The organism is Variovorax sp. FG153 (assembly GCF_057809595.1).
Genome location: NZ_JBMDKG010000002.1, coordinates 229,312 through 245,398 on the forward strand (window position 1 = coordinate 229,312; position 16,087 = coordinate 245,398).

Genomic DNA, 16,087 nt, shown 5'->3' on the forward strand with positions numbered 1-16,087 from the left:
TCATGACTGCTCAGGATCCGTCAGCGATTGGGTGAGATCCGCGCGGCGATGTCGGCGTGCGGAGCGCCCGTCAGCTCCGAGAGCAGTGCCACCAGCGGAGCGGGGTCGCCGGCCGCCAGGTTGGAATTGATCCACGCCGCACCGTCGGCCACCAGATCGCGCTGCGGCGACAGCACCGCGGCCGTGACCTTCTTCTTGCCCTTGGCCTGGGCGGCCTCGAACTGGCGCTCCAGCACGTCGGCGGTGCCGGCCCCGTGCTTCTTGAGCAGCCGGATAGCGTTGGTGCCGCTGACCTTGCCGCCCTCAACCATCACCAGCACGCGGCGGCTCGCGCCGGCCAGCACCAGCCAATCCGAGACCTGCTGCTTCTTCTTCACCAGCCGCTTTGCGATCTCGTCCACGTCGAGGCCGTAGCCGATCAGGCGCTTGCAGAGCGTGGCCCATGCCTGCGGTGTCAGCTCCTTGCCCGAGGCGCTGGTAGCCATGCTCACGGCCAGGTCGACCATGCTCGTGCCGGCAGGCGCGACTGTCACGGGCAGGAACTCGATGGGCTCGCCCTCGTCCACCAGCTCGAGCACGGCCGTCAGGCGGTGTTCGCCGTCGGTCAGGTTGATGATGTCGCCGTCGCCCTCCTCCTTGGACACGTAGCCGGCCAGCGGCTTGTCCTTGCTGTAGCCGTTGATGCGGATCGATTCCTTGATGGCCTCGACGTGTTCGCGGTCGACGGGGCGGATGTTGTAGCCGGCGATGACGCGGATGTTCGCGACGGGCACCATCCACAGGTCGGAGGACTTCGCACCGGCCGCGCGCATGGCGGCCTTCACGTTGCCCGGGCTCAGTTCGATTTCGGCAGTTGCGGTCATGTCTCGCTTTCGGAGGCTTGTTCTTGAGGGAAGGGAACCGGGTCGTTGTTCGGGCCCGGGGCGTAGTAGCTGCCGCCGCCGGTGCCGTTGCCGCGAACGCGCGGGCAACTGCCGACGACCATGATGAAACCCATGCGTTTGGCCTTGGCGTAGACCGAACCGAAGGCGCGAGCGTCTCTCGGGGAGATGCCCTCCTCCTGGGCAGCAAAGGTGGTGCTTTCGCCCGAAACCTTTCCCTTGGCACGGATGTGGTTCACGATGAAAGCGAGAGCACGAGCCCCGAACAGGGGATCGCGCTGGTCCTCGGCGGCCTGAGCGCCTGCCGCGGCTGCGATTCCCCGCGCACGAGCGGTGGCGAGCGCTGCGTCGACGCGGTCGTGATCGGCCTGCGTCATGCGACCCTCAGGTGTGACGGCTTGGCGGCGGCGTGGCGGGCCTTCAGTTCGTTGAAGGTCTGCAGACTGGCCGAGATGCCTTCGATCAGCTCGCGCTGCAGATTGGCCATCGCGTTGTCGGACAGGCTGGGCGCCGAGTTCGCGGCCGAGGCGGCCTGCAGCCATTCGCCCAGCTCCTTGAAATTGCTGGAGAGGCTGGGCGCCACGTCGGCCGCCGACGGCGCATGCATCGGCATGAGCAGGTAGCCGAGTTCCATCGCCATCGCCTGGATCGCCGAGTGGTTGCCCGTCTCCTTGCAGACCTGCACCAGCTCTTCCGGGCTGCAGTGCGCGGTCGCGTCGAGCGGGTTGGTCTTGCGGCTCAAGATGCCGTTCGACAGGCCCATCAGCTTCGACAGCCCGAGGGCGCCATTCGACCCGTTCGGGTCCTGGCTCCTGTAGCCCATGACGGCGGCTTGCAGGAGAGGCTTCACGTTGAGGTTCATCAGGTAGCTCCTGTCAATTCGGGGTGCTTGTTGAAGTTGTTCCGGCGCGGTGGGCGCGGTGCAATGCAGGGATGGAAGAGAAGAACGAAAAACAACTAGCGCTTTGCGCCGTGCTGCCGTGCGTCCCATGCGTTGAGCTGGTGGACGAACGCGAAGGCCATCACCACGCACAGGATCACGAGCCCCGCGAGCACGTTCGCCATGCGCTCGCCCGCTACGTCGCACATCGCGAAGTAGCCGAGCCCCAGCAGGACAGCCAGGACGGCGATTGCCACGGCCTCGATGAAGTACAGGCGCCCCATGTTTCAGGCCTCCTGCTGCTGGCGCTCGGCGGCCTGGCGCTTCGCGCGCGCAGCGTGGAACTCCTGCACGAAGAGCTGGCCGGCCTGAGTGCCCAGCGGCCAGGGCGTTGCGCGGTTCGGGCAGTCGTGCTGTTGCGCGGCTTCCTCGGCTCGCTTCAGGATCACGCCGCGGGAAATGATGTCGGTGTCCATGGATTGGTCCTCGTTTCTTGGGATGGGTGTCCGCCCGCTCGCGGGGTAGATTCCGCGTTCCTCAACACGGACCCTGCGAAGGGCGGACGAAAGGGGTTCATTCATGGACTTCGCCTTGATTACCGGGCTCGTCTCGTCGCTGAAAGCGACATACGACCTCGGCCATGCAGCCGTTGGCGTGCGCGACGCGAGCAAGCTCTCGGAGACCGTTGCCGAGATGAATGCCAAGCTCCTCGATGCGCAGCAGCGTCTGTTCGCTATCTCCAGCGAGGCGATGCTCCTGCAGCAGAAGCTGATGGAAACCCAGCAGAAAAACTTGGAACTGGAGGCAGCCCTGCAGGAGCGTGGCCGTTACTCGCTCATCGAAACCGCCCAAGGCCACTTCGCCCTGAAGTCCAAAGTCCAGACCACGAGCACGGGCGACCCAGTCGATGCAGAGCCGATTCACTATGTCTGCCAACCTTGCTTTCACAAGGGGATCAAGTCGGTGCTCCAGCGCAGCTACTTCAGCGGCATTCCCGGCGGCCTCAAATGCCCCACTTGCAACAACGTGGTGTTCGACTGACATCAGGCCGCCTTTGCTTCGAGGGCCTCTGCCGCAGCTTCGCTCTTCGCCAGCGCCACAATCCCAGCGGAGAAGACCTCGCAAACTGCGTCCGGAGTCAACCTGTGGTCTTCGGCATAGTGGCGGATGCGCGAGAGCGCCCACTCGATGGTGGGCTCGTTGCATTCATCGGCTTTGAAGTTCACTGGAGACCCTTATGCGTAGAGAAAAAAGACAAACCGCCGCCTTTGCCGTCAAGGACGACGCGGGCACGATGGATATGGCCTACGAATTCACCGAGTTCATGCTTGACCAGTCCCTCGATGGCAGCCGATGGATCGAAGGGCTCAAAGAATTCGCGCTTTCGAACGGCGACCGCCTCAACCGCATCGACGCCGACACCTACGAATGGGTGCGGCAGGGGAAGAAGCTGCGACGCGCGTAGAGCGAGCATCTCAGGCAGCCTTCGCTTCGAGGGCCTGGCCTTCTTTGCGCAGCACGTCCCACGCGACATCGGGGCGCAACTCCTCGCAGCGCACGCGCCCGCCCGTGAGGCGCTCGATGTCCGGGCAGTGCTCCGCCGGCACGCGCCGCCCCTCCTCCTTCCATTGGCCGACGGCGGCCTTTGTGACGCCGAGCGCCACCGCGAGAGCGGTCTGAGAGCCGACGACCTTCGCGGCGCGTTCAACGGGGTGGTCCATGCTTGATCCTTTGGCAGTTTTCACCGAGTCTAGTATTTCTAGACCCTCAAATCAAGTATTACTTGCCTCGTTGGGTCAAGCATTTCTTTACCATCGAGCGATGGAGTTGAAAGACTGGGTCAAAGCTGCACGCAAGCACAAAGGCTGGACGCTGGAGCAGCTGGGCGACGCCATGGGGCGCAGTAAGGCCACGGCAGGGTTCTGGGAGACCGGGAAAACCGCGCCCAGCTTTGCCCAGGTCAAAAAGATTGCCGAGGTCACTGGATACCCGCATCCATTCGGGCAGGAAGGCCCGCCGGGAAGCCCGCCGCCACCCGCAGAGCAGGCGCCCCAGCTCCCGGAAGGCGCCATACCCGTAGACCCAAGCAAGGCCCATCGCATCTGGGTTGTCGGCAAGGGCGCTGGCGGAATCGCGGAGCGCGTGTGGACTGACGGTGACTATCCGGTCGGCGTCACCGATCAATACGGCCTCGTTTCAAGCACAGACCCGCACGCCTTCCTCGTGGAGATCTCCGAGGAAAGCATGATCCCCGTCTACACGCCCGGAAACTTTGCGCTCGTAGAGCCAAGTACGGAGCCTGAGCTTGAAGACGATGTGCTTGTTCGCTTGGCGTCTGGACAGACCATGATCAAGCGCCTGTTGTCCCAGCGGGGCGCCTACCGATTCGGGAGCTACAACTCGACTGTTGTTCTGCACTACCGTTTCGAGGACGTTGATTGGGTGTACTACGTTGCACATCCTGTGCCGCGCCGAAAAATCAAAAACCATTGGTAGTCAATGGCACCGGGGAGGTGAAATGGTTCGACCACTCGCGATTGCGATATCGATTTCCGTGTTCATCGCGGGCTGTGCTGCTCCGCAGCGCTCATGGGTAAAGGTGCGCCAAGACGCCTCAGGACTCGACCAAGCCATCAGCCAGTGCGACTACGAGGCCACGGCCGCAACGCAAACGACGGATTTGAGCTTCCGGTCATCGTTGGGGCAAGAGCTCGACCGAGCGATGCGAAAAAACGACCTGCTAGAAAGGTGTATGCGAGCGCGCGGGTATGCACTTCAGGAGGCTCCCACGCCATCGCAAACGGCTTACGAAACCAAGCAGCGCGAGCTGAGCCAGCAGCTTTCCGAGGCAAAAAAAGATCGGGCAGATCTGCGCGCGAGGTTGACCGCCCGCCCAGCTTCTAGCGACGCGGCGACATTGCGGGAGGAGATCCGCAGAGCCAACGATCGCGTGGCCGATCTGGAGCGGCAGACGGGGCGCATGCCGACTCCACCCACAAGCGTCGATTGATGCAAAAGGAAGGCGTCTAAGGCAAGAAGCCGAGGCGCCCAAATTTATTTCTAGAAATGCTAGATTGCAAGGCTAGTTTTGCTTGACACCTAACGTCTAGTAATTCTAGACTCCATCCCATGCGCTGCACACCGCGGCGGTTACATGGAGATGGAGATGGCAAGAGCACTCGGAACCGACGACAGCGTCACTACCTGTGACTGCTGCGGCAAGTCGAATCTGAAGTTCACCGTCGCGATCGAACTCGACGACGGTGAAATCGTCCACTACGGCCAGATCTGCGCCCGCCGCAACACCGGCAAGGACCAGCGCACGATCACCAGCGAGATCAAGGCTTCGAAGGCTGCCGCCCTGGCCGCCGCTCAGGCCGAATTCCGCGCCTCCCCGCAATACATCGCCGAACGCGCTCGCTTCGAAGAGCGCGACGAGATCGCCCGCCGCAACGGTGGCGTCCGCATGCTGGGCCGTGATGCAGCGGAGTTCGTGCGCGATGCATGCGCCGCCGCGCAAGCGGTGCGCGTCCAGCTCGCAGCAAAGCACGGCGTCGCCGCCTGGAGCATCTGATGTACGGCGCCCCGAACCTCGCCACCGTGCGGCCGGGCCGCGTGCGCCGCCGCGCCGACGGCCTGCGCAGCTACCGCTGCTTCTACCACCCGCTCGACAACGACCGGTTGCCCGTCGTCAACGAGGCCAACTACCTGCCGAGCGTCAACGTGCGCGCTCGCACCAACCAGGAAGCGCACAACAAGGCTCGCGCCAAGGTCGGCGAGTGCCCGATCGTCGAAGTCCAGCGCCTCGAGGAGCGCGCATCGTGAGCGGGCCGGTCATGACCGCCGCCTTGCGCCGTCTCCAGCGTCGCCTGGAGGCCGCGGAGCTCGTCCACCTGCGCGAGCACGCGGCCGAGCTTGCCCAACGCCTGGAAGCCGCCGAAAAGCGCGCGGCCGATGCCGAGGAGCGCGCACGCATCGCCGAGCAGTCCTGCGACTTCTGGCACGACCAGGCCGTCGACGCGCACTACGCCGCGGCCGAGGAGTCGGGCGGCGCTCCGGGCATCACCTTGGACGGCGCACTGGTCATCGTGTCGAGGTCCGATCGCGGAGGGCTGCACGCATGAGCGCCGCGCACACGCCGGGGCCGTGGCGCTGGGAGATCAACGAGAGTCACAAGACCCTCTCCCTCGTCGGCGGAAAGCCAGAGTTCGATCTGACCATCATCCAGCCGCAGCGCTGGGGCATGAGCAATGCGACGCTGTTCCTGCGCGATACCGCGCACGACGGGATGAACCTGCTGCACAAGGTGCACGAGCGGCGCGACTGGATCCGCCCCTTTCCCGGCCGCTCACACCACGCGAGCTGGTGCGCCGGCATCGTCCACCCGGACATGGTCCTCATCGAGACGGCGCCGGAGTTGCTGGAACTGGCGAAGACGATCGTTCGGATGGCGGATGGCCGCGTCGCATCCGGTCATCTGATCCTCGACGAAAACAGTCCGGTGATCGTGGCCGCAAAAGCGCTGATCGAGAAGTCCACAGGTTCCTCCGCGCCCGCTTCGTCGCGCTGCCCACATTGCGGCGACTGGCTCGGCGAGCACGACCGGGATTGCATCAAATTCGGTCGAGGTGCGGCATGAGCGAGCGCCCCCTCAATTACGACCCGGCAGACCCCGACAAGATGCGCCACCCGAAGGGCACGGCCTGCGGCGACTGCGCGCACATTCGGCGCTGCTCGATGATCTTCGGGCACACCGAAACCGACACCTACTGCGACTGGTCCCCGTCGCGTTTCGTGCCTGTCAGCAAGGCTCCGGAGGAGCTGAGCGCATGAACGGGCCGCATCAACTCGCCGGCCTGACCGTGTTCGTCACGTCGGACATCCCGAAGATGCAACTGTCGAGGGACTGCCCGGTCACTCCCGCCTTTCGTGCCGAGATGAACGAGTGGATGCGCTCGTTCTTCGGCACGAAGAACACGGTGCCGGACGGCGAGGTCCTTCTCGTCGGCTCCGACGTCTACGCGAACCCGCGCACGTTCGCACTGCTGCGAGGGGCCAAGTAATGGCCTTCCTCTTCCGCTGCCCCGAGTGCCGCACGCGGCGGCGCAGCCACGGCCTCTTCACCCGGCACCTGCGCGAGACCGGGCACCGCCTCTGCCGCTGCGGCGGATACCACTTCGAGCACCGGCCCGGATCGCCCTACTGCGAGCGCAACCCCATGAGCGCCGCCCTCCTCGCATCGCGCTCCGGCGCCTCCGACGAAGAGGTCTTCGAGATAGCGCTCGAGATCTCCCTCTCCACCAAAGCACGCGCTTCGGTCGCGTGCCCGTTCTGAAAGGCCGCCACATGGAACGAGGCTTCTCTCTCGCACCCGTCGCCACCTCCTCGGCGCGGACCCTCGATGTCGACACCGTGCGCCAGGCTTGGATCGATGCCGGCCGGCCCGGCCTGTTTCGCTACTTCGAACGCACGTACCGCGAGAAGCATCAGGCCCAGGCCGCAGACGCGCCGCGGGTCGAGCTGTGGATCCGCCGCAAGAACACGCGCCGGTTCGCGGATTGGCGCATCGCCGGCAGCAACTCGGCTTGGAGCTGGGTCGAGATCACGAAGGCCGACCGCGCCGAGCGCGAGGGCCGCATCACCGTGGGCAACCTCGTCGACGCCGTGGTGGTCATGTACGAAGAGCCGGTGACGCAATGAAGCTGCGCCGCTTCATCTCCGACCAGGCCAAGGGCATCGCCATCGCGCTGTTCGTGATCGCCCTGATCTACGTTGGCCAGCGCCTCGATGCCGGGCCAGCCATCACCGATGCGCTCCAGGCCGCATCCGACGTTTCCGACAGCCGCGCCGCCGAGTGGGCTGCGCAGTTCACCACCGTGGCCACCGAGGAATCTCAATGACGCACATGATCACCATCTCCGGTCGCGAGTACCACCTCGCCGGTCCGGACTCCGCAACCGTCGCAGGCAGGCCATTCGACATCCGTGACATCGCCCACCACCTGGCGCTGATCAACCGCTTCACGGGCGCCACCACGCGGCCCTACAGCGTCGCGGAACACTCGCTCCTGTGCTGCGACATCGCCGAGCGCAACGGAAGCTCTGCGACGCTGCAGATGGCCGCGCTGATGCACGACGCGCACGAGGCGTACACCACCGATCTGAGCTCGCCAGCCAAGGCTGCCGTCGACGAATACAGCATGGGCGCGGGCGGGATCGCCGCCTGGCGGCGCTTCGAGGCCAACAACGCCAAGGCCCTGCACACGCACTTCGGCATCCTGACGCTGATGCGCTCGCACCGTCTGGCTGTCCACCTGATCGACCTGCAGGCCCTCGCCACGGAACGCCGCGACCTCACCGGTTACGACCCGGAGCGCAACGCGCCCTGGCCCATCCTGGGCGATGGCACGGCAAGCCCGGTTCCCGCCGCGGACTGGGTCAGCCTGAATTCGTCGGAGCGTGAGGCCAAGAGCTGGAAAGACTGGAAAGAAGAGTTCGCCGAGCGCTACCAGGCCCTCGAGGAGCAGATCCGCGTCGAGTTCGCCAGGCAGGTCTGCTGATGTCCAAGAAGACCGTCGGCCTCAAGGCGCGCAAGGTGCTGGCGCGGACCGGGTTCACACGCCCGAAGTTCGTCGCCCCTCCATCGCCGCCGCCGCGGCCGGCCACGCGCCGCGCGGTCATGGCCGACTGCTCGAGCCCCGGGCTCAAGCTCGACAAGACCGAGCCCCAGCGCAACCCCCATCTGCTGGCGATGGCACGCGGCATGCCCTGCCTGATCCGGTCGCCCATGTGCAACGACGACCGAGAGACGACCGTGGCATGCCATTCGAATCTGTCTATCCACGGCAAGGGACTTTCTCAAAAGGCCCACGACTGTTTCAGCGCCTGGGGCTGCGCCAGGTGCCATGCGTATCTCGACAGCAGCTATTCAGCCTCGGGCGAAGAACGAGAGCTTCTGTATTTGGTCGCCGATCTGGAACAAGAAGCGCATTGGTCAGCCATCGCTGCGAGCCCCAAAGCAAGCCCCAAAGACCGCGCCGCGGCCAAGTGGGCCATCGAAACCCGAAAAGCGCTCGCTGCAGCGCGCAACCCATCCGAGGAGAAGAAGGCATGAGCAAGGTGCACACCCCAGAAGCCCCGGCGTTCGCCGTCGGCGACAAGGTCGTCACTCTCGTGGAGTGCGAGAACGACCTTACCGATGACGGCATGGGCGTCGAGCTCTGCGCTCGGAAGGGCGAAACGCTGATCGTGCGGCGCGTGTCCTTCGGCTACCTCAACTGCATCTCGGTCTCGCACGAGCACATCACGGACCGCGCGTTCTGCGTGTCGCCGGATGAGATCGAACTCGCCTCTGCCACGGGAGCCCGCCATGGGTGAGCGGGAGATGCTTGAGCGGTTTCACGCCGCGTTGAAGCGCATCACAGCCTACATGCCGCCCGAGAAGCTGGCGAAGGCCTGCAAGAAGAAGTACGGCCTCGAATACGACGAGGCGCTGGAGATGGCCTACGAGAACGTGCTGAGCGAAGCGGCCAACGCCCTCCGAGGCGTTCGCTTGCCCCGACGCGCCGCAGCATCCCTGACACCCGCACCCGAGGGAGAGCGGAGGTGAAGCGCTTCCGCTGGACCCGCGCCAAGTACCGCAAGGCCGACCATCTGGCGCGGTTCTTCGCTCGGTTTCTCTACAACCTGCCGGACGAGAAGCCCGCTCTGCTCGAGCGCTACTTCGAGCTCTGGGAGCGCCACCCGCAGGGCGCCGACCCGCTGACCGAGCCGCTTCGCTGGCGCCTCTCGCGCTTCACGGACGACATCCCATTTTGACCGCACAAGGAGAGAACCATGGCTGAAGCCCTGCTTTTCGAACACGACGACGGCCGCTATGCCGTCAACCCCGACACGACCGGCGATCCGAAGTGGCACCGCGTCGGGCCTGTCGATGTCTCCGCCCTCCAGACCGTGAAGCTGCAGGCCCAGCCAGCAGCCTTCCTCGTGACGAATCTCCCCAGCGGAGAGCCGAGCCTGTGCTTCGAAGACGAGCGCGGCGACTACGGCAACGAGCAGTTCACGCCGGTGTTCGAACCGCTCTACCTCTCCGCCCCGGCGCAGGCCGCTATCGATGCGCGCGAGCAGAGCGTTGCAAGTGCGGATATGTACCTGCGACTGACTGACGCGATGGGCTACAGCAGTGGGCCCACGGGGATGGACTTCTCTCCCGAAGAGTGGGCTGCTGCGCTACTCAAGGATGCGCAGGCTTTCCGCGCCGCCTCGCGCGATGCCGCCCCGGCACCCTCTGCGGCCCCGGAGACCTTCCCGGCTCGCATCATGGAGCTGCTGCGCACCGTTGCCAATCGCACCCCGCCCGAAGGCTTCGGCCTCTACGAGGACGACAAGGGCGAGCCCATGCAGGACGATGCAGACGCGGCCATCGCATGGATCACGGCTCGCGGCGCGGCACCCGCTGCGGCCGCTAGCGGGTGGAGAACGTTGCCCGAGCACGAGACAGAAGCGATGCACGATGCCGTGATGGCTGTGGTCTACCACGGCGTCACACGCACCAACACCAACGCGCTGTGGCGGGCCTACCGCGGCGCCTTGCTCACCCTCGCACAGCCCGCGCCCGTGCAGCCCCACGAGGAACGGATGGCGCTGACCGAGGAGCGCGACAACCTGCGTCGCGCATTGGAGGTCATCGCTGTTGGCGACTCTAAGGACCCGGTCCGCGATGCCGGTGACGAGCTCGTGGCGTTGGGCTTTTGGGATGGCAAGGCACTTGAACAGCATCGCGCAAAGGCCGCGCCCGTGCAGCAGGAGGCGGCGGGCGAGATCGTGACGCCCGAGATGATCGCCGCCGGCGCTGCCGCCGCCCGCGAGTACATGGAGCGCACAGGAGGCAACAGCCCCGAGGTCATCTACCGAGCGATGCGCGGCGCTGCCCTCACGCCCCCGGCCGTGGAAGCACCTGCTGTGCCCGATGGCTGGCGGCTGGTGCCAGTGAAGCCAACCCCGGCGATGACCCGAGCCGGCGATCAGAAGTCGTGGGTGCTGCCTTCGGCCGATTGTTGGGCCGCCATGCTCGCCGCCGCTCCCTCGGCAGCACCTGCGCAAGCGGGGGAGACGAAGGGAGGTGCGTGATGGCCGACTTCTTCCATCCGATGACCATGCAGGCCAGCCGCGCGCTGCGGCAATGCATCTGCTGCGCCTACGCTATCGAGAAGGGCGAGCGCTACTGCAAGCAGTCTGGCGTGTGGGATGGCGACTATTTCACCAGCCACTATCACACCGCATGCTGGGACGCGCTTCTAGAGGAAGGGGCGGAATTCGAGTTCACCCCCGGTGAAGGGGATCCGCCCGAGGGCGCACGAACCATGCAGGAAGCCCGCGCCGCCCTCCAGGCATCGGCAGCGAAGACGGGGGAGGTGTGATGACCAATTGGCAATCCTTCTGGTGCGTCGTCGCCGTATTCATCGTGTGCGAACTCGTGCTCACCTTGCACGGCATTGACACCTTCTTGTGGCGGTTCAAGACGCCGGCCGAGAAGGTCATCCAGCAACAACTGAGCGGAGCATGCAAGCCATGACCCCCTTCGAGGAAGTGCCGATGCCGGAGCCGTTCGGCTACGTGTGCGACACCTTCGGCGACCATGGCTCGATGACGCTCTACGAAGAAGCGCAAGTCAGTTCGTTCGGTCGCTTCTACCGCAACGATCCGCTCTACACCGCCGGCCAGCTCCGGGCCTACGGCGACCAGCGTGCCAATGCGGCGCTTGAGGAGGCGGCGAAGCTGCGCAAGCTGATCGCCGACCACAACAACGAGTGCGCGCGCATGTGCGACTCGCGCTTCGCCAACGGCCCCACCCAATGCCACATGCGCCCCTACGGCCGCCAGTGCATCGACTGCCCGAAAGAGGGGATCGTCGAGGTTCCCGCGGACATGGAGGGAACCGCCCGATGAAATCAGTCCTCGTCGAGGTCGTATTCCATCTGGGTCTGCGCGATCACGCGCGCAACGTCGGCCCGGTGCTGGTCCCGGCTGCGCAGCGCCGGCACCGTCCAGTTCGGGGCGCCAGGCCCGCCATCCACACCACGCACGCCGCCCAGGTGCACGTCCGTCTGCATGCCGGCGAGCCCCGGCAATGCCTCGATGCGATCGATCAGGATCTGGCGCAGCTGGCGGGCGGTACGGGTGGGTTTAGCCATTTTTCGAGTATTTCAGCACAGGAGGCGCGATAGATGGCAACCGCTGTCGTTTTGGAATGGGTGCCGATGAATCGCTACTGCGAGCTGTTCGGCGAGACGCCCGATGCGGTGGACAAGAGGCTCCGCAGCGGCTTCTGGCTGCGCGATGTACATGTGCGCCAGCCCGACGGGAGCAAGCAGCTCTGGATCAACCTCGAGGCCGTCAACGACTGGGCATCGGGCAAGGCTGTCAAGCCCCGAAAGAGGGCTTGATGTCCGTCGGGATCACCGTCATCAAGCGGAAGAACAAGGAGGTCATCCGTGTGGCCTTCAGCTTCCGCGGCGTGCAGTGTCGCGAGCTGCTGGACATGGCGCCCACAAAGCCGAATCTGCGCTACGCCGAGCGCCTTCGCGCCGAGATCATGAACGACATCGAGCGCGGGACCTTCCGCTACGACGAGCGCTTTCCCGACTCGCCGCGCCGGAAGGTCTTCGGGCACGGCGTCAGCAATTCGAAGCTGCTGAAGGACGTTCTCACCGAGTACAAGGACCGCAGCAAGAAGGTGCTGCAGCTGAGCACCTGGGAGGGCTACCGCAAGGCCGTCGACAACGTGCTGATCCCCGCCTTCGGGCACCTTCAGGTGAAGGCCCTGACGGCCGGCGTGCTGCGCGAGTGGATCGCGACCAAGACCGTGACCCGCAAGCGGATGAGCAACCTGCTGCTCCCGCTGCGGAATGCCCTAACCGAACTGGTGGCCGACGAGGTGCTCGAGTTCAACCCGCTGGACCGGCTGAAGCTGTCCAAGGTCCTGCCGCGCGAGACGGCCGAGAGCGACTACGAGCCGGACCCGTACACCGTCGACGAGCTGCTGCTGATGTTCGGTGCCCTGAAGGCCGAGGAACGGCCCGCATTCCAGTTCTGGGCCTATTGCGGCGTCCGGACGAGCGAACTGATCGCCATCACCTGGCTGGAGCTGCAGGCGCCCTTTGCGGAGGTCAAGATCCATCGGGCGGTCGTCGAGGGCGAGGAGAAGACCACGAAGACCAAGGCAGGCATCCGCACGGTGCCGCTGCTGCTGGCGGCCAGGCAGGCCGCCCAGGCGCAGCGCGAGCGCACCCAGCTGGGCGCGGGCCGAGTCTTCCGGAATCCGCGCACTGGCGGCGAGTGGACGGATCAATCCCTGCTGCGAGCCTGGCAGAAGGCCGCCAGCGCCGCGAAAGTGCGCTACCGCAACCCCTACCAGCTGCGGCATACGTTCGCAAGCCAGCTGTTGAGCCAGGGCGAGAATCCGGCGTACATTTCCAAGCTGCTGGGCCACAAGACGACCGAGATGGTCATCCGGACCTACGGCCGCTTCGTCGACCAAGGCGCCGCCCTGGGCTTTGATCGACCGCCCGTGCGCTACGGCCGCGAGTGCCTGCCGGGCCTCCCTGCCGTCGATTCCCTGCCCGATCCGCGTGTGAAAAACGTGTGAATCGGGTGACGGAACAGGACGGAACCAGACGGAGCGAAATGGCGGAAGTCGTTGATTTACAAGGACTTTCGCCTCAGAAAATGGTGGAGCTGGGGGGATTTGAACCCCCGTCCGCAAGCCTTCATCGCGCAGTTCTACATGTTTAGCGATCTGATTTAAGTCTCGCTTCCGGAGTCGCGCAGTCGCACGCTACACCGGACGCCAGCACCCTATTTTCTTGCCCCGACCCAAGGTACCCGGATCGAAGCCAGCCGATGTAATTATCCTTGCAGCCGGGAGGCACTGATTGCTCAGAACCCCCTTGCCCAGCCCATCGGCCTGCTGTTGCAAGGCTCACTGGCAATTAAGCAGCGAGTGCGAAACGTTCGTCGTTTGCAGTTAGTTTGTTTGAATCTGTTTTACGAGCGCATTCAGCTCGACATGCCCCGCTGCGACTCCGAACCCGCGTCGAAACCAGTGCAGCCCCAAGGGGGCGTATTTTAGGCGCTATCCAGCAGTTTCAAGAGCTCGCCCGGAGAAGTTATCAAGGCATCGGCCTCCCAGCGGGTCGCATCGGCCTGCGCGCCCATGTAGCCGTAGGCCGCGGCCACGGTCCGCATGCCCGCCGCGCGGCCCGCGACGATGTCGCGCTCGTCGTCGCCGACGTAGATGCAATGCTCGGACGGCACACCCAGCCGCCGGGCCGCCTCGTGCAGCGGCTCGGGATGCGGCTTGGCGTACGGCGTGGTGTCGCCGCTCACCACCGCGCCCGCGCTCGCGAACAGCGGCATCGCTTGCGTGAGCGGCTCGGCGAAGCGCTTCGACTTGTTCGTGACCACGCCCCAGCGCAGCCCGCGCGCGACCAGCGCCTCGATCAGCGGCGCGACGCCATCGAAGGCCTGCGTGTTGAACATGCAGCGCTCGTAGGTCACGAAGAACTCCTCGCGCAGCGCATCGAACTCCGGCGCATCGGACGTGATGCCGAAGGCCACGCCGAGCATGCCGCGCGCGCCCGCGCCCGCCATGGGGCGGTAGCGCTCGAGCGGATAGGAGGGCAGCCCGCGGGCGGTGCGCATCTGGTCCGCTGCGGCCCCCAGGTCGGGGGCGCTGTCGATCAGCGTGCCGTCGAGGTCGAACAGCACGGCACGGGTCGGTACGCCCTTCATGCCTGGACTTCCGCCGGCTTCTGCGTGGCGATCATGTAGTTGACGCTGGTATCGGCACTGAGCCAGTAGCGCCGCGTGATCGGGTTGTGCTCGAGGCCGCGCGTGTGCCGCAGGTCGAGGCCGGCGGCGCGGCAATAGGCCGCCAGTTCGCTGGGACGGATCAGCTTCGCGTACTCGTGGGTGCCGCGCGGCAGCATGCCCATCACGTACTCGGCACCGACGATCGCAAGCATGAAGGACTTGAGGTTGCGGTTGATGGTCGAGAAAAAGACCCAGCCACCGGGCTTGACCAGCGTGGCGCAGGCCCGGATGACCGATGCCGGATCCGGCACGTGCTCGAGCATCTCCATGCAGGTGACGACATCGAAGCTGCCGGGCTGCTCGGCGGCGAGCGCCTCGGCGCTGACCTCGCGGTACTTCACGCCGCGCGTGCCGGCCTCGAGGGCGTGCAGCTGCGCCACCTTCAGGGCCTTGCCCGCGAGGTCGGCACCGAGCACGTCCGCGCCCTTGCGGGCCATCGAATCCGAAAGAATTCCGCCGCCGCAGCCTATATCCACCACGCGCCGCTGGGAAATCGGCGCAATACCTTCAATCCATTCCAGGCGCAAAGGATTGATTTCGTGCAAAGGGCGAAATTCGCCTTCCATATCCCACCACTTGTGGGCCAGTTCCGAAAATTTGGCGAGTTCGGCCGGATCGGCATTCACGTTTTCTGTCATATGACGGATTATGAAACGGACGATGACCAGCCCATGACGAAAGGGCCGGCTTGAAAACTTTCAGCCTGCATTGATTCAGGCATAAAAAAACCCCGCCGAGGCGGGGTTTTAGGGTCGATGGAATCGAGCTATCAGTTGGCGCGGGTGCCGACCACTTCGATTTCCACGCGACGGTTCTTGGCGCGGCCTTCCTTGGTGCGGTTGTCAGCCACAGGCTGCTTCTCGCCCTTGCCTTCGGTGTAGACGCGGTTGCGTTCGATGCCCTTCGAGACCAGGAAGGCCTTGACGGCTTCGGCGCGACGCACCGACAGACGCTGGTTGTAGGCGTCCGAACCGATCGAGTCGGTGTGGCCGACGGCGATGATCACTTCGAGGTTCACGCCACGGATCTTCTCGACCAGGTCGGTCAGCTTCGCGCGGCCTTCAGGCTTCAGCACCGACTTGTCGAAGTCGAAGAACGCGTCGGCAGCGAAGGTCACCTTCGAAGCGGCGACAGCCGGGGGTTGAGCGGGAGCGGCGGGCGGCGGAACCACGCCAGGAGCCGGGGGAACCGCAGCAGCCGGGGGAACCAGAGCGCCGTCGCAACCGGCAGCAGCCGTGGCGGGCGTCCAGTTGGCATCGCGCCAGCACAGTTCGTTCGTGCCGTTCTTCCAAACCAGTTCGCCGGTGCCGTTTTGCCAGTTGTCGATCGTAGGACCGCCATTCGCAGCGGTGACACGGGTCTGCGCGCCGGCGGCAGTGGCGAGCGCAGCGACTGCAAACATCATCGCCACTTTATTCAGTTTCTTCATGGTTCTCCTCTTGGGGAAAAAGCCG

General features: G+C 65.2%; 35 protein-coding genes and 1 other RNA gene. 24 read left to right on the plus strand and 12 right to left on the minus strand.

The window, feature by feature from the left end:
* Positions 1-20 precede the first annotated feature (20 nt).
* From ACODT0_RS04180 to ACODT0_RS04200, 5 genes are all read right to left on the minus strand, one after another.
* Positions 21-863, minus strand: a complete 843-nt coding sequence (locus ACODT0_RS04180) for a hypothetical protein (protein ID WP_489040671.1) — start codon at positions 861-863, stop codon at positions 21-23.
* Positions 860-1,258, minus strand: coding sequence for a hypothetical protein (locus ACODT0_RS04185; protein ID WP_489040672.1), 399 nt, complete (start codon positions 1,256-1,258; stop codon positions 860-862). The genes ACODT0_RS04180 and ACODT0_RS04185 overlap by 4 nt, the downstream gene beginning before the upstream one ends.
* Positions 1,255-1,743, minus strand: a complete 489-nt coding sequence (locus ACODT0_RS04190) for a phage regulatory CII family protein (protein WP_489040673.1) — start codon at positions 1,741-1,743, stop codon at positions 1,255-1,257. The genes ACODT0_RS04185 and ACODT0_RS04190 overlap by 4 nt, the downstream gene beginning before the upstream one ends.
* Positions 1,744-1,838: 95 nt before the next feature.
* The gene (locus tag ACODT0_RS04195; protein ID WP_489040674.1) at positions 1,839-2,045 is read right to left on the minus strand and encodes a hypothetical protein; all 207 of its coding nucleotides are present in this window, start codon (positions 2,043-2,045) and stop codon (positions 1,839-1,841) included.
* A 3-nt stretch (positions 2,046-2,048) separates the two neighbouring features.
* Positions 2,049-2,237, minus strand: coding sequence for a hypothetical protein (locus ACODT0_RS04200; RefSeq protein WP_489040675.1), 189 nt, complete (start codon positions 2,235-2,237; stop codon positions 2,049-2,051).
* A gap of 103 nt (positions 2,238-2,340) precedes the next feature.
* On the opposite strand from ACODT0_RS04200, the gene ACODT0_RS04205 reads away from it, so the two are divergent.
* A complete protein-coding gene (locus ACODT0_RS04205; RefSeq protein ID WP_489040676.1) occupies positions 2,341-2,802 on the plus strand; it encodes a hypothetical protein in 462 nt (153 codons plus the stop codon).
* A gap of 2 nt (positions 2,803-2,804) precedes the next feature.
* On the opposite strand, the gene ACODT0_RS04210 is transcribed toward ACODT0_RS04205, so the two are convergent.
* Entirely contained in the window at positions 2,805-2,987 is a 183-nt protein-coding gene (locus ACODT0_RS04210) for a hypothetical protein (RefSeq protein ID WP_489040677.1), read from the minus strand.
* An 11-nt stretch (positions 2,988-2,998) separates the two neighbouring features.
* Between ACODT0_RS04210 and ACODT0_RS04215 the strand changes: the two genes are divergently transcribed.
* Positions 2,999-3,226 carry a hypothetical protein gene (locus tag ACODT0_RS04215; protein WP_489040678.1) on the plus strand — a complete coding sequence of 76 codons (228 nt, stop codon included), beginning with the start codon at positions 2,999-3,001 and terminating at the stop codon, positions 3,224-3,226.
* Between the two features lie 10 nt (positions 3,227-3,236).
* Here the strand turns inward: ACODT0_RS04215 and ACODT0_RS04220 are convergent, their stop codons facing one another.
* Positions 3,237-3,482 carry a transcriptional regulator gene (locus tag ACODT0_RS04220; protein WP_489040679.1) on the minus strand — a complete coding sequence of 82 codons (246 nt, stop codon included), beginning with the start codon at positions 3,480-3,482 and terminating at the stop codon, positions 3,237-3,239.
* A gap of 100 nt (positions 3,483-3,582) precedes the next feature.
* On the opposite strand from ACODT0_RS04220, the gene ACODT0_RS04225 reads away from it, so the two are divergent.
* The 20 genes from ACODT0_RS04225 to ACODT0_RS04320 all read left to right on the plus strand — a co-directional run bounded on the left by ACODT0_RS04225 (position 3,583) and on the right by ACODT0_RS04320 (position 11,708).
* Positions 3,583-4,257: a helix-turn-helix domain-containing protein gene (locus ACODT0_RS04225; protein WP_489040680.1), complete on the plus strand. Its 675-nt coding sequence runs from the start codon at positions 3,583-3,585 to the stop codon at positions 4,255-4,257.
* 22 nt (positions 4,258-4,279) lie between these two features.
* Positions 4,280-4,771, plus strand: coding sequence for a hypothetical protein (locus ACODT0_RS04230; RefSeq protein WP_489040681.1), 492 nt, complete (start codon positions 4,280-4,282; stop codon positions 4,769-4,771).
* 156 nt (positions 4,772-4,927) lie between these two features.
* Complete coding sequence (locus ACODT0_RS04235; RefSeq protein ID WP_489040682.1) at positions 4,928-5,335, plus strand: hypothetical protein; 408 nt, start codon at positions 4,928-4,930, stop codon at positions 5,333-5,335.
* Positions 5,335-5,586, plus strand: a complete 252-nt coding sequence (locus tag ACODT0_RS04240) for a hypothetical protein (protein WP_489040683.1) — start codon at positions 5,335-5,337, stop codon at positions 5,584-5,586. The genes ACODT0_RS04235 and ACODT0_RS04240 overlap by 1 nt, the downstream gene beginning before the upstream one ends.
* Positions 5,583-5,885 (plus strand): hypothetical protein, encoded by a 303-nt coding sequence (locus tag ACODT0_RS04245; RefSeq protein WP_489040684.1) that lies wholly within the window; start codon positions 5,583-5,585, stop codon positions 5,883-5,885. Before ACODT0_RS04240 ends, ACODT0_RS04245 begins: the two co-directional genes overlap by 4 nt.
* Positions 5,882-6,400 (plus strand): hypothetical protein, encoded by a 519-nt coding sequence (locus ACODT0_RS04250; RefSeq protein ID WP_489040685.1) that lies wholly within the window; start codon positions 5,882-5,884, stop codon positions 6,398-6,400. The genes ACODT0_RS04245 and ACODT0_RS04250 overlap by 4 nt, the downstream gene beginning before the upstream one ends.
* Positions 6,397-6,594, plus strand: coding sequence for a hypothetical protein (locus ACODT0_RS04255; RefSeq protein ID WP_489040686.1), 198 nt, complete (start codon positions 6,397-6,399; stop codon positions 6,592-6,594). The genes ACODT0_RS04250 and ACODT0_RS04255 overlap by 4 nt, the downstream gene beginning before the upstream one ends.
* On the plus strand, positions 6,591-6,824 hold the full coding sequence (locus ACODT0_RS04260; protein WP_489040687.1) for a hypothetical protein: 234 nt from the start codon (positions 6,591-6,593) through the stop codon (positions 6,822-6,824). The genes ACODT0_RS04255 and ACODT0_RS04260 overlap by 4 nt, the downstream gene beginning before the upstream one ends.
* A complete protein-coding gene (locus tag ACODT0_RS04265; protein WP_489040688.1) occupies positions 6,824-7,096 on the plus strand; it encodes a hypothetical protein in 273 nt (90 codons plus the stop codon). Before ACODT0_RS04260 ends, ACODT0_RS04265 begins: the two co-directional genes overlap by 1 nt.
* Before the next feature lie 11 nt (positions 7,097-7,107).
* A complete protein-coding gene (locus tag ACODT0_RS04270; protein ID WP_489040689.1) occupies positions 7,108-7,461 on the plus strand; it encodes a hypothetical protein in 354 nt (117 codons plus the stop codon).
* Positions 7,458-7,661 (plus strand): hypothetical protein, encoded by a 204-nt coding sequence (locus tag ACODT0_RS04275; protein WP_489040690.1) that lies wholly within the window; start codon positions 7,458-7,460, stop codon positions 7,659-7,661. The genes ACODT0_RS04270 and ACODT0_RS04275 overlap by 4 nt, the downstream gene beginning before the upstream one ends.
* Positions 7,658-8,320, plus strand: coding sequence for a hypothetical protein (locus ACODT0_RS04280; RefSeq protein ID WP_489040691.1), 663 nt, complete (start codon positions 7,658-7,660; stop codon positions 8,318-8,320). Before ACODT0_RS04275 ends, ACODT0_RS04280 begins: the two co-directional genes overlap by 4 nt.
* A complete protein-coding gene (locus ACODT0_RS04285; RefSeq protein WP_489040692.1) occupies positions 8,320-8,874 on the plus strand; it encodes a nuclease domain-containing protein in 555 nt (184 codons plus the stop codon). Before ACODT0_RS04280 ends, ACODT0_RS04285 begins: the two co-directional genes overlap by 1 nt.
* Positions 8,871-9,137, plus strand: coding sequence for a hypothetical protein (locus tag ACODT0_RS04290; RefSeq protein WP_489040693.1), 267 nt, complete (start codon positions 8,871-8,873; stop codon positions 9,135-9,137). The genes ACODT0_RS04285 and ACODT0_RS04290 overlap by 4 nt, the downstream gene beginning before the upstream one ends.
* Positions 9,130-9,369 carry a hypothetical protein gene (locus ACODT0_RS04295; RefSeq protein WP_489040694.1) on the plus strand — a complete coding sequence of 80 codons (240 nt, stop codon included), beginning with the start codon at positions 9,130-9,132 and terminating at the stop codon, positions 9,367-9,369. The genes ACODT0_RS04290 and ACODT0_RS04295 overlap by 8 nt, the downstream gene beginning before the upstream one ends.
* Complete coding sequence (locus ACODT0_RS04300) at positions 9,366-9,578, plus strand: hypothetical protein (RefSeq protein WP_489040695.1); 213 nt, start codon at positions 9,366-9,368, stop codon at positions 9,576-9,578. Before ACODT0_RS04295 ends, ACODT0_RS04300 begins: the two co-directional genes overlap by 4 nt.
* Before the next feature lie 18 nt (positions 9,579-9,596).
* A complete protein-coding gene (locus ACODT0_RS04305) occupies positions 9,597-10,889 on the plus strand; it encodes a hypothetical protein (protein WP_489040696.1) in 1,293 nt (430 codons plus the stop codon).
* Positions 10,889-11,179: a hypothetical protein gene (locus ACODT0_RS04310; RefSeq protein WP_489040697.1), complete on the plus strand. Its 291-nt coding sequence runs from the start codon at positions 10,889-10,891 to the stop codon at positions 11,177-11,179. The genes ACODT0_RS04305 and ACODT0_RS04310 overlap by 1 nt, the downstream gene beginning before the upstream one ends.
* Positions 11,179-11,334: a hypothetical protein gene (locus ACODT0_RS04315; RefSeq protein WP_413763226.1), complete on the plus strand. Its 156-nt coding sequence runs from the start codon at positions 11,179-11,181 to the stop codon at positions 11,332-11,334. Before ACODT0_RS04310 ends, ACODT0_RS04315 begins: the two co-directional genes overlap by 1 nt.
* Entirely contained in the window at positions 11,331-11,708 is a 378-nt protein-coding gene (locus ACODT0_RS04320; protein WP_489040698.1) for a hypothetical protein, read from the plus strand. The genes ACODT0_RS04315 and ACODT0_RS04320 overlap by 4 nt, the downstream gene beginning before the upstream one ends.
* A gap of 2 nt (positions 11,709-11,710) precedes the next feature.
* On the opposite strand, the gene ACODT0_RS04325 is transcribed toward ACODT0_RS04320, so the two are convergent.
* On the minus strand, positions 11,711-11,953 hold the full coding sequence (locus tag ACODT0_RS04325; RefSeq protein ID WP_489040699.1) for a hypothetical protein: 243 nt from the start codon (positions 11,951-11,953) through the stop codon (positions 11,711-11,713).
* A 33-nt stretch (positions 11,954-11,986) separates the two neighbouring features.
* Here ACODT0_RS04325 and xisR point away from each other — a divergent pair, with 33 nt between their 5' ends.
* Together xisR and ACODT0_RS04335 are read left to right on the plus strand one after the other, a co-directional pair.
* The gene (gene xisR, locus ACODT0_RS04330; RefSeq protein ID WP_444813948.1) at positions 11,987-12,205 is read left to right on the plus strand and encodes an excisionase family protein; all 219 of its coding nucleotides are present in this window, start codon (positions 11,987-11,989) and stop codon (positions 12,203-12,205) included.
* Positions 12,205-13,407, plus strand: a complete 1,203-nt coding sequence (locus ACODT0_RS04335) for a site-specific integrase (RefSeq protein WP_489040700.1) — start codon at positions 12,205-12,207, stop codon at positions 13,405-13,407. The genes xisR and ACODT0_RS04335 overlap by 1 nt, the downstream gene beginning before the upstream one ends.
* An 81-nt stretch (positions 13,408-13,488) precedes the next feature.
* On the opposite strand, the gene ssrA is transcribed toward ACODT0_RS04335, so the two are convergent.
* From ssrA to ompA, 4 genes are all read right to left on the minus strand, one after another.
* Positions 13,489-13,873, minus strand: a transfer-messenger RNA (tmRNA) gene (ssrA, locus tag ACODT0_RS04340).
* A gap of 13 nt (positions 13,874-13,886) precedes the next feature.
* Entirely contained in the window at positions 13,887-14,552 is a 666-nt protein-coding gene (locus ACODT0_RS04345) for an HAD-IA family hydrolase (RefSeq protein WP_489040701.1), read from the minus strand.
* Positions 14,549-15,271: a bifunctional 2-polyprenyl-6-hydroxyphenol methylase/3-demethylubiquinol 3-O-methyltransferase UbiG gene (gene ubiG / locus ACODT0_RS04350; RefSeq protein ID WP_261210224.1), complete on the minus strand. Its 723-nt coding sequence runs from the start codon at positions 15,269-15,271 to the stop codon at positions 14,549-14,551. The genes ACODT0_RS04345 and ubiG overlap by 4 nt, the downstream gene beginning before the upstream one ends.
* A gap of 131 nt (positions 15,272-15,402) precedes the next feature.
* Positions 15,403-16,062, minus strand: a complete 660-nt coding sequence (ompA, locus tag ACODT0_RS04355; RefSeq protein WP_057589611.1) for an outer membrane protein OmpA — start codon at positions 16,060-16,062, stop codon at positions 15,403-15,405.
* Between the last annotated feature and the right edge of the window lie 25 nt (positions 16,063-16,087).

Coding starts and splice junctions, on each gene's coding strand:
- ACODT0_RS04320 (WP_489040698.1), top strand. CDS start 11,331: ATGACCCCCTTCGAGGAAGTGCCGATGCCGGAGCCGTTCGGCTACGTG.
- ACODT0_RS04220 (WP_489040679.1), bottom strand. CDS start 3,482: ATGGACCACCCCGTTGAACGCGCCGCGAAGGTCGTCGGCTCTCAGACC.
- ubiG (WP_261210224.1), bottom strand. CDS start 15,271: ATGACAGAAAACGTGAATGCCGATCCGGCCGAACTCGCCAAATTTTCG.
- ACODT0_RS04335 (WP_489040700.1), top strand. CDS start 12,205: ATGTCCGTCGGGATCACCGTCATCAAGCGGAAGAACAAGGAGGTCATC.
- ACODT0_RS04280 (WP_489040691.1), top strand. CDS start 7,658: ATGACGCACATGATCACCATCTCCGGTCGCGAGTACCACCTCGCCGGT.
- ACODT0_RS04290 (WP_489040693.1), top strand. CDS start 8,871: ATGAGCAAGGTGCACACCCCAGAAGCCCCGGCGTTCGCCGTCGGCGAC.
- ACODT0_RS04190 (WP_489040673.1), bottom strand. CDS start 1,743: ATGAACCTCAACGTGAAGCCTCTCCTGCAAGCCGCCGTCATGGGCTAC.
- ACODT0_RS04310 (WP_489040697.1), top strand. CDS start 10,889: ATGGCCGACTTCTTCCATCCGATGACCATGCAGGCCAGCCGCGCGCTG.
- ACODT0_RS04225 (WP_489040680.1), top strand. CDS start 3,583: ATGGAGTTGAAAGACTGGGTCAAAGCTGCACGCAAGCACAAAGGCTGG.
- ACODT0_RS04255 (WP_489040686.1), top strand. CDS start 6,397: ATGAGCGAGCGCCCCCTCAATTACGACCCGGCAGACCCCGACAAGATG.
- ACODT0_RS04315 (WP_413763226.1), top strand. CDS start 11,179: ATGACCAATTGGCAATCCTTCTGGTGCGTCGTCGCCGTATTCATCGTG.
- xisR (WP_444813948.1), top strand. CDS start 11,987: ATGGCAACCGCTGTCGTTTTGGAATGGGTGCCGATGAATCGCTACTGC.
- ACODT0_RS04250 (WP_489040685.1), top strand. CDS start 5,882: ATGAGCGCCGCGCACACGCCGGGGCCGTGGCGCTGGGAGATCAACGAG.
- ACODT0_RS04235 (WP_489040682.1), top strand. CDS start 4,928: ATGGCAAGAGCACTCGGAACCGACGACAGCGTCACTACCTGTGACTGC.
- ACODT0_RS04345 (WP_489040701.1), bottom strand. CDS start 14,552: ATGAAGGGCGTACCGACCCGTGCCGTGCTGTTCGACCTCGACGGCACG.
- ompA (WP_057589611.1), bottom strand. CDS start 16,062: ATGAAGAAACTGAATAAAGTGGCGATGATGTTTGCAGTCGCTGCGCTC.
- ACODT0_RS04205 (WP_489040676.1), top strand. CDS start 2,341: ATGGACTTCGCCTTGATTACCGGGCTCGTCTCGTCGCTGAAAGCGACA.
- ACODT0_RS04260 (WP_489040687.1), top strand. CDS start 6,591: ATGAACGGGCCGCATCAACTCGCCGGCCTGACCGTGTTCGTCACGTCG.
- ACODT0_RS04325 (WP_489040699.1), bottom strand. CDS start 11,953: ATGGCTAAACCCACCCGTACCGCCCGCCAGCTGCGCCAGATCCTGATC.
- ACODT0_RS04285 (WP_489040692.1), top strand. CDS start 8,320: ATGTCCAAGAAGACCGTCGGCCTCAAGGCGCGCAAGGTGCTGGCGCGG.
- ACODT0_RS04275 (WP_489040690.1), top strand. CDS start 7,458: ATGAAGCTGCGCCGCTTCATCTCCGACCAGGCCAAGGGCATCGCCATC.
- ACODT0_RS04200 (WP_489040675.1), bottom strand. CDS start 2,237: ATGGACACCGACATCATTTCCCGCGGCGTGATCCTGAAGCGAGCCGAG.
- ACODT0_RS04185 (WP_489040672.1), bottom strand. CDS start 1,258: ATGACGCAGGCCGATCACGACCGCGTCGACGCAGCGCTCGCCACCGCT.
- ACODT0_RS04230 (WP_489040681.1), top strand. CDS start 4,280: ATGGTTCGACCACTCGCGATTGCGATATCGATTTCCGTGTTCATCGCG.
- ACODT0_RS04265 (WP_489040688.1), top strand. CDS start 6,824: ATGGCCTTCCTCTTCCGCTGCCCCGAGTGCCGCACGCGGCGGCGCAGC.
- ACODT0_RS04215 (WP_489040678.1), top strand. CDS start 2,999: ATGCGTAGAGAAAAAAGACAAACCGCCGCCTTTGCCGTCAAGGACGAC.
- ACODT0_RS04270 (WP_489040689.1), top strand. CDS start 7,108: ATGGAACGAGGCTTCTCTCTCGCACCCGTCGCCACCTCCTCGGCGCGG.
- ACODT0_RS04295 (WP_489040694.1), top strand. CDS start 9,130: ATGGGTGAGCGGGAGATGCTTGAGCGGTTTCACGCCGCGTTGAAGCGC.
- ACODT0_RS04180 (WP_489040671.1), bottom strand. CDS start 863: ATGACCGCAACTGCCGAAATCGAACTGAGCCCGGGCAACGTGAAGGCC.
- ACODT0_RS04195 (WP_489040674.1), bottom strand. CDS start 2,045: ATGGGGCGCCTGTACTTCATCGAGGCCGTGGCAATCGCCGTCCTGGCT.
- ACODT0_RS04240 (WP_489040683.1), top strand. CDS start 5,335: ATGTACGGCGCCCCGAACCTCGCCACCGTGCGGCCGGGCCGCGTGCGC.
- ACODT0_RS04305 (WP_489040696.1), top strand. CDS start 9,597: ATGGCTGAAGCCCTGCTTTTCGAACACGACGACGGCCGCTATGCCGTC.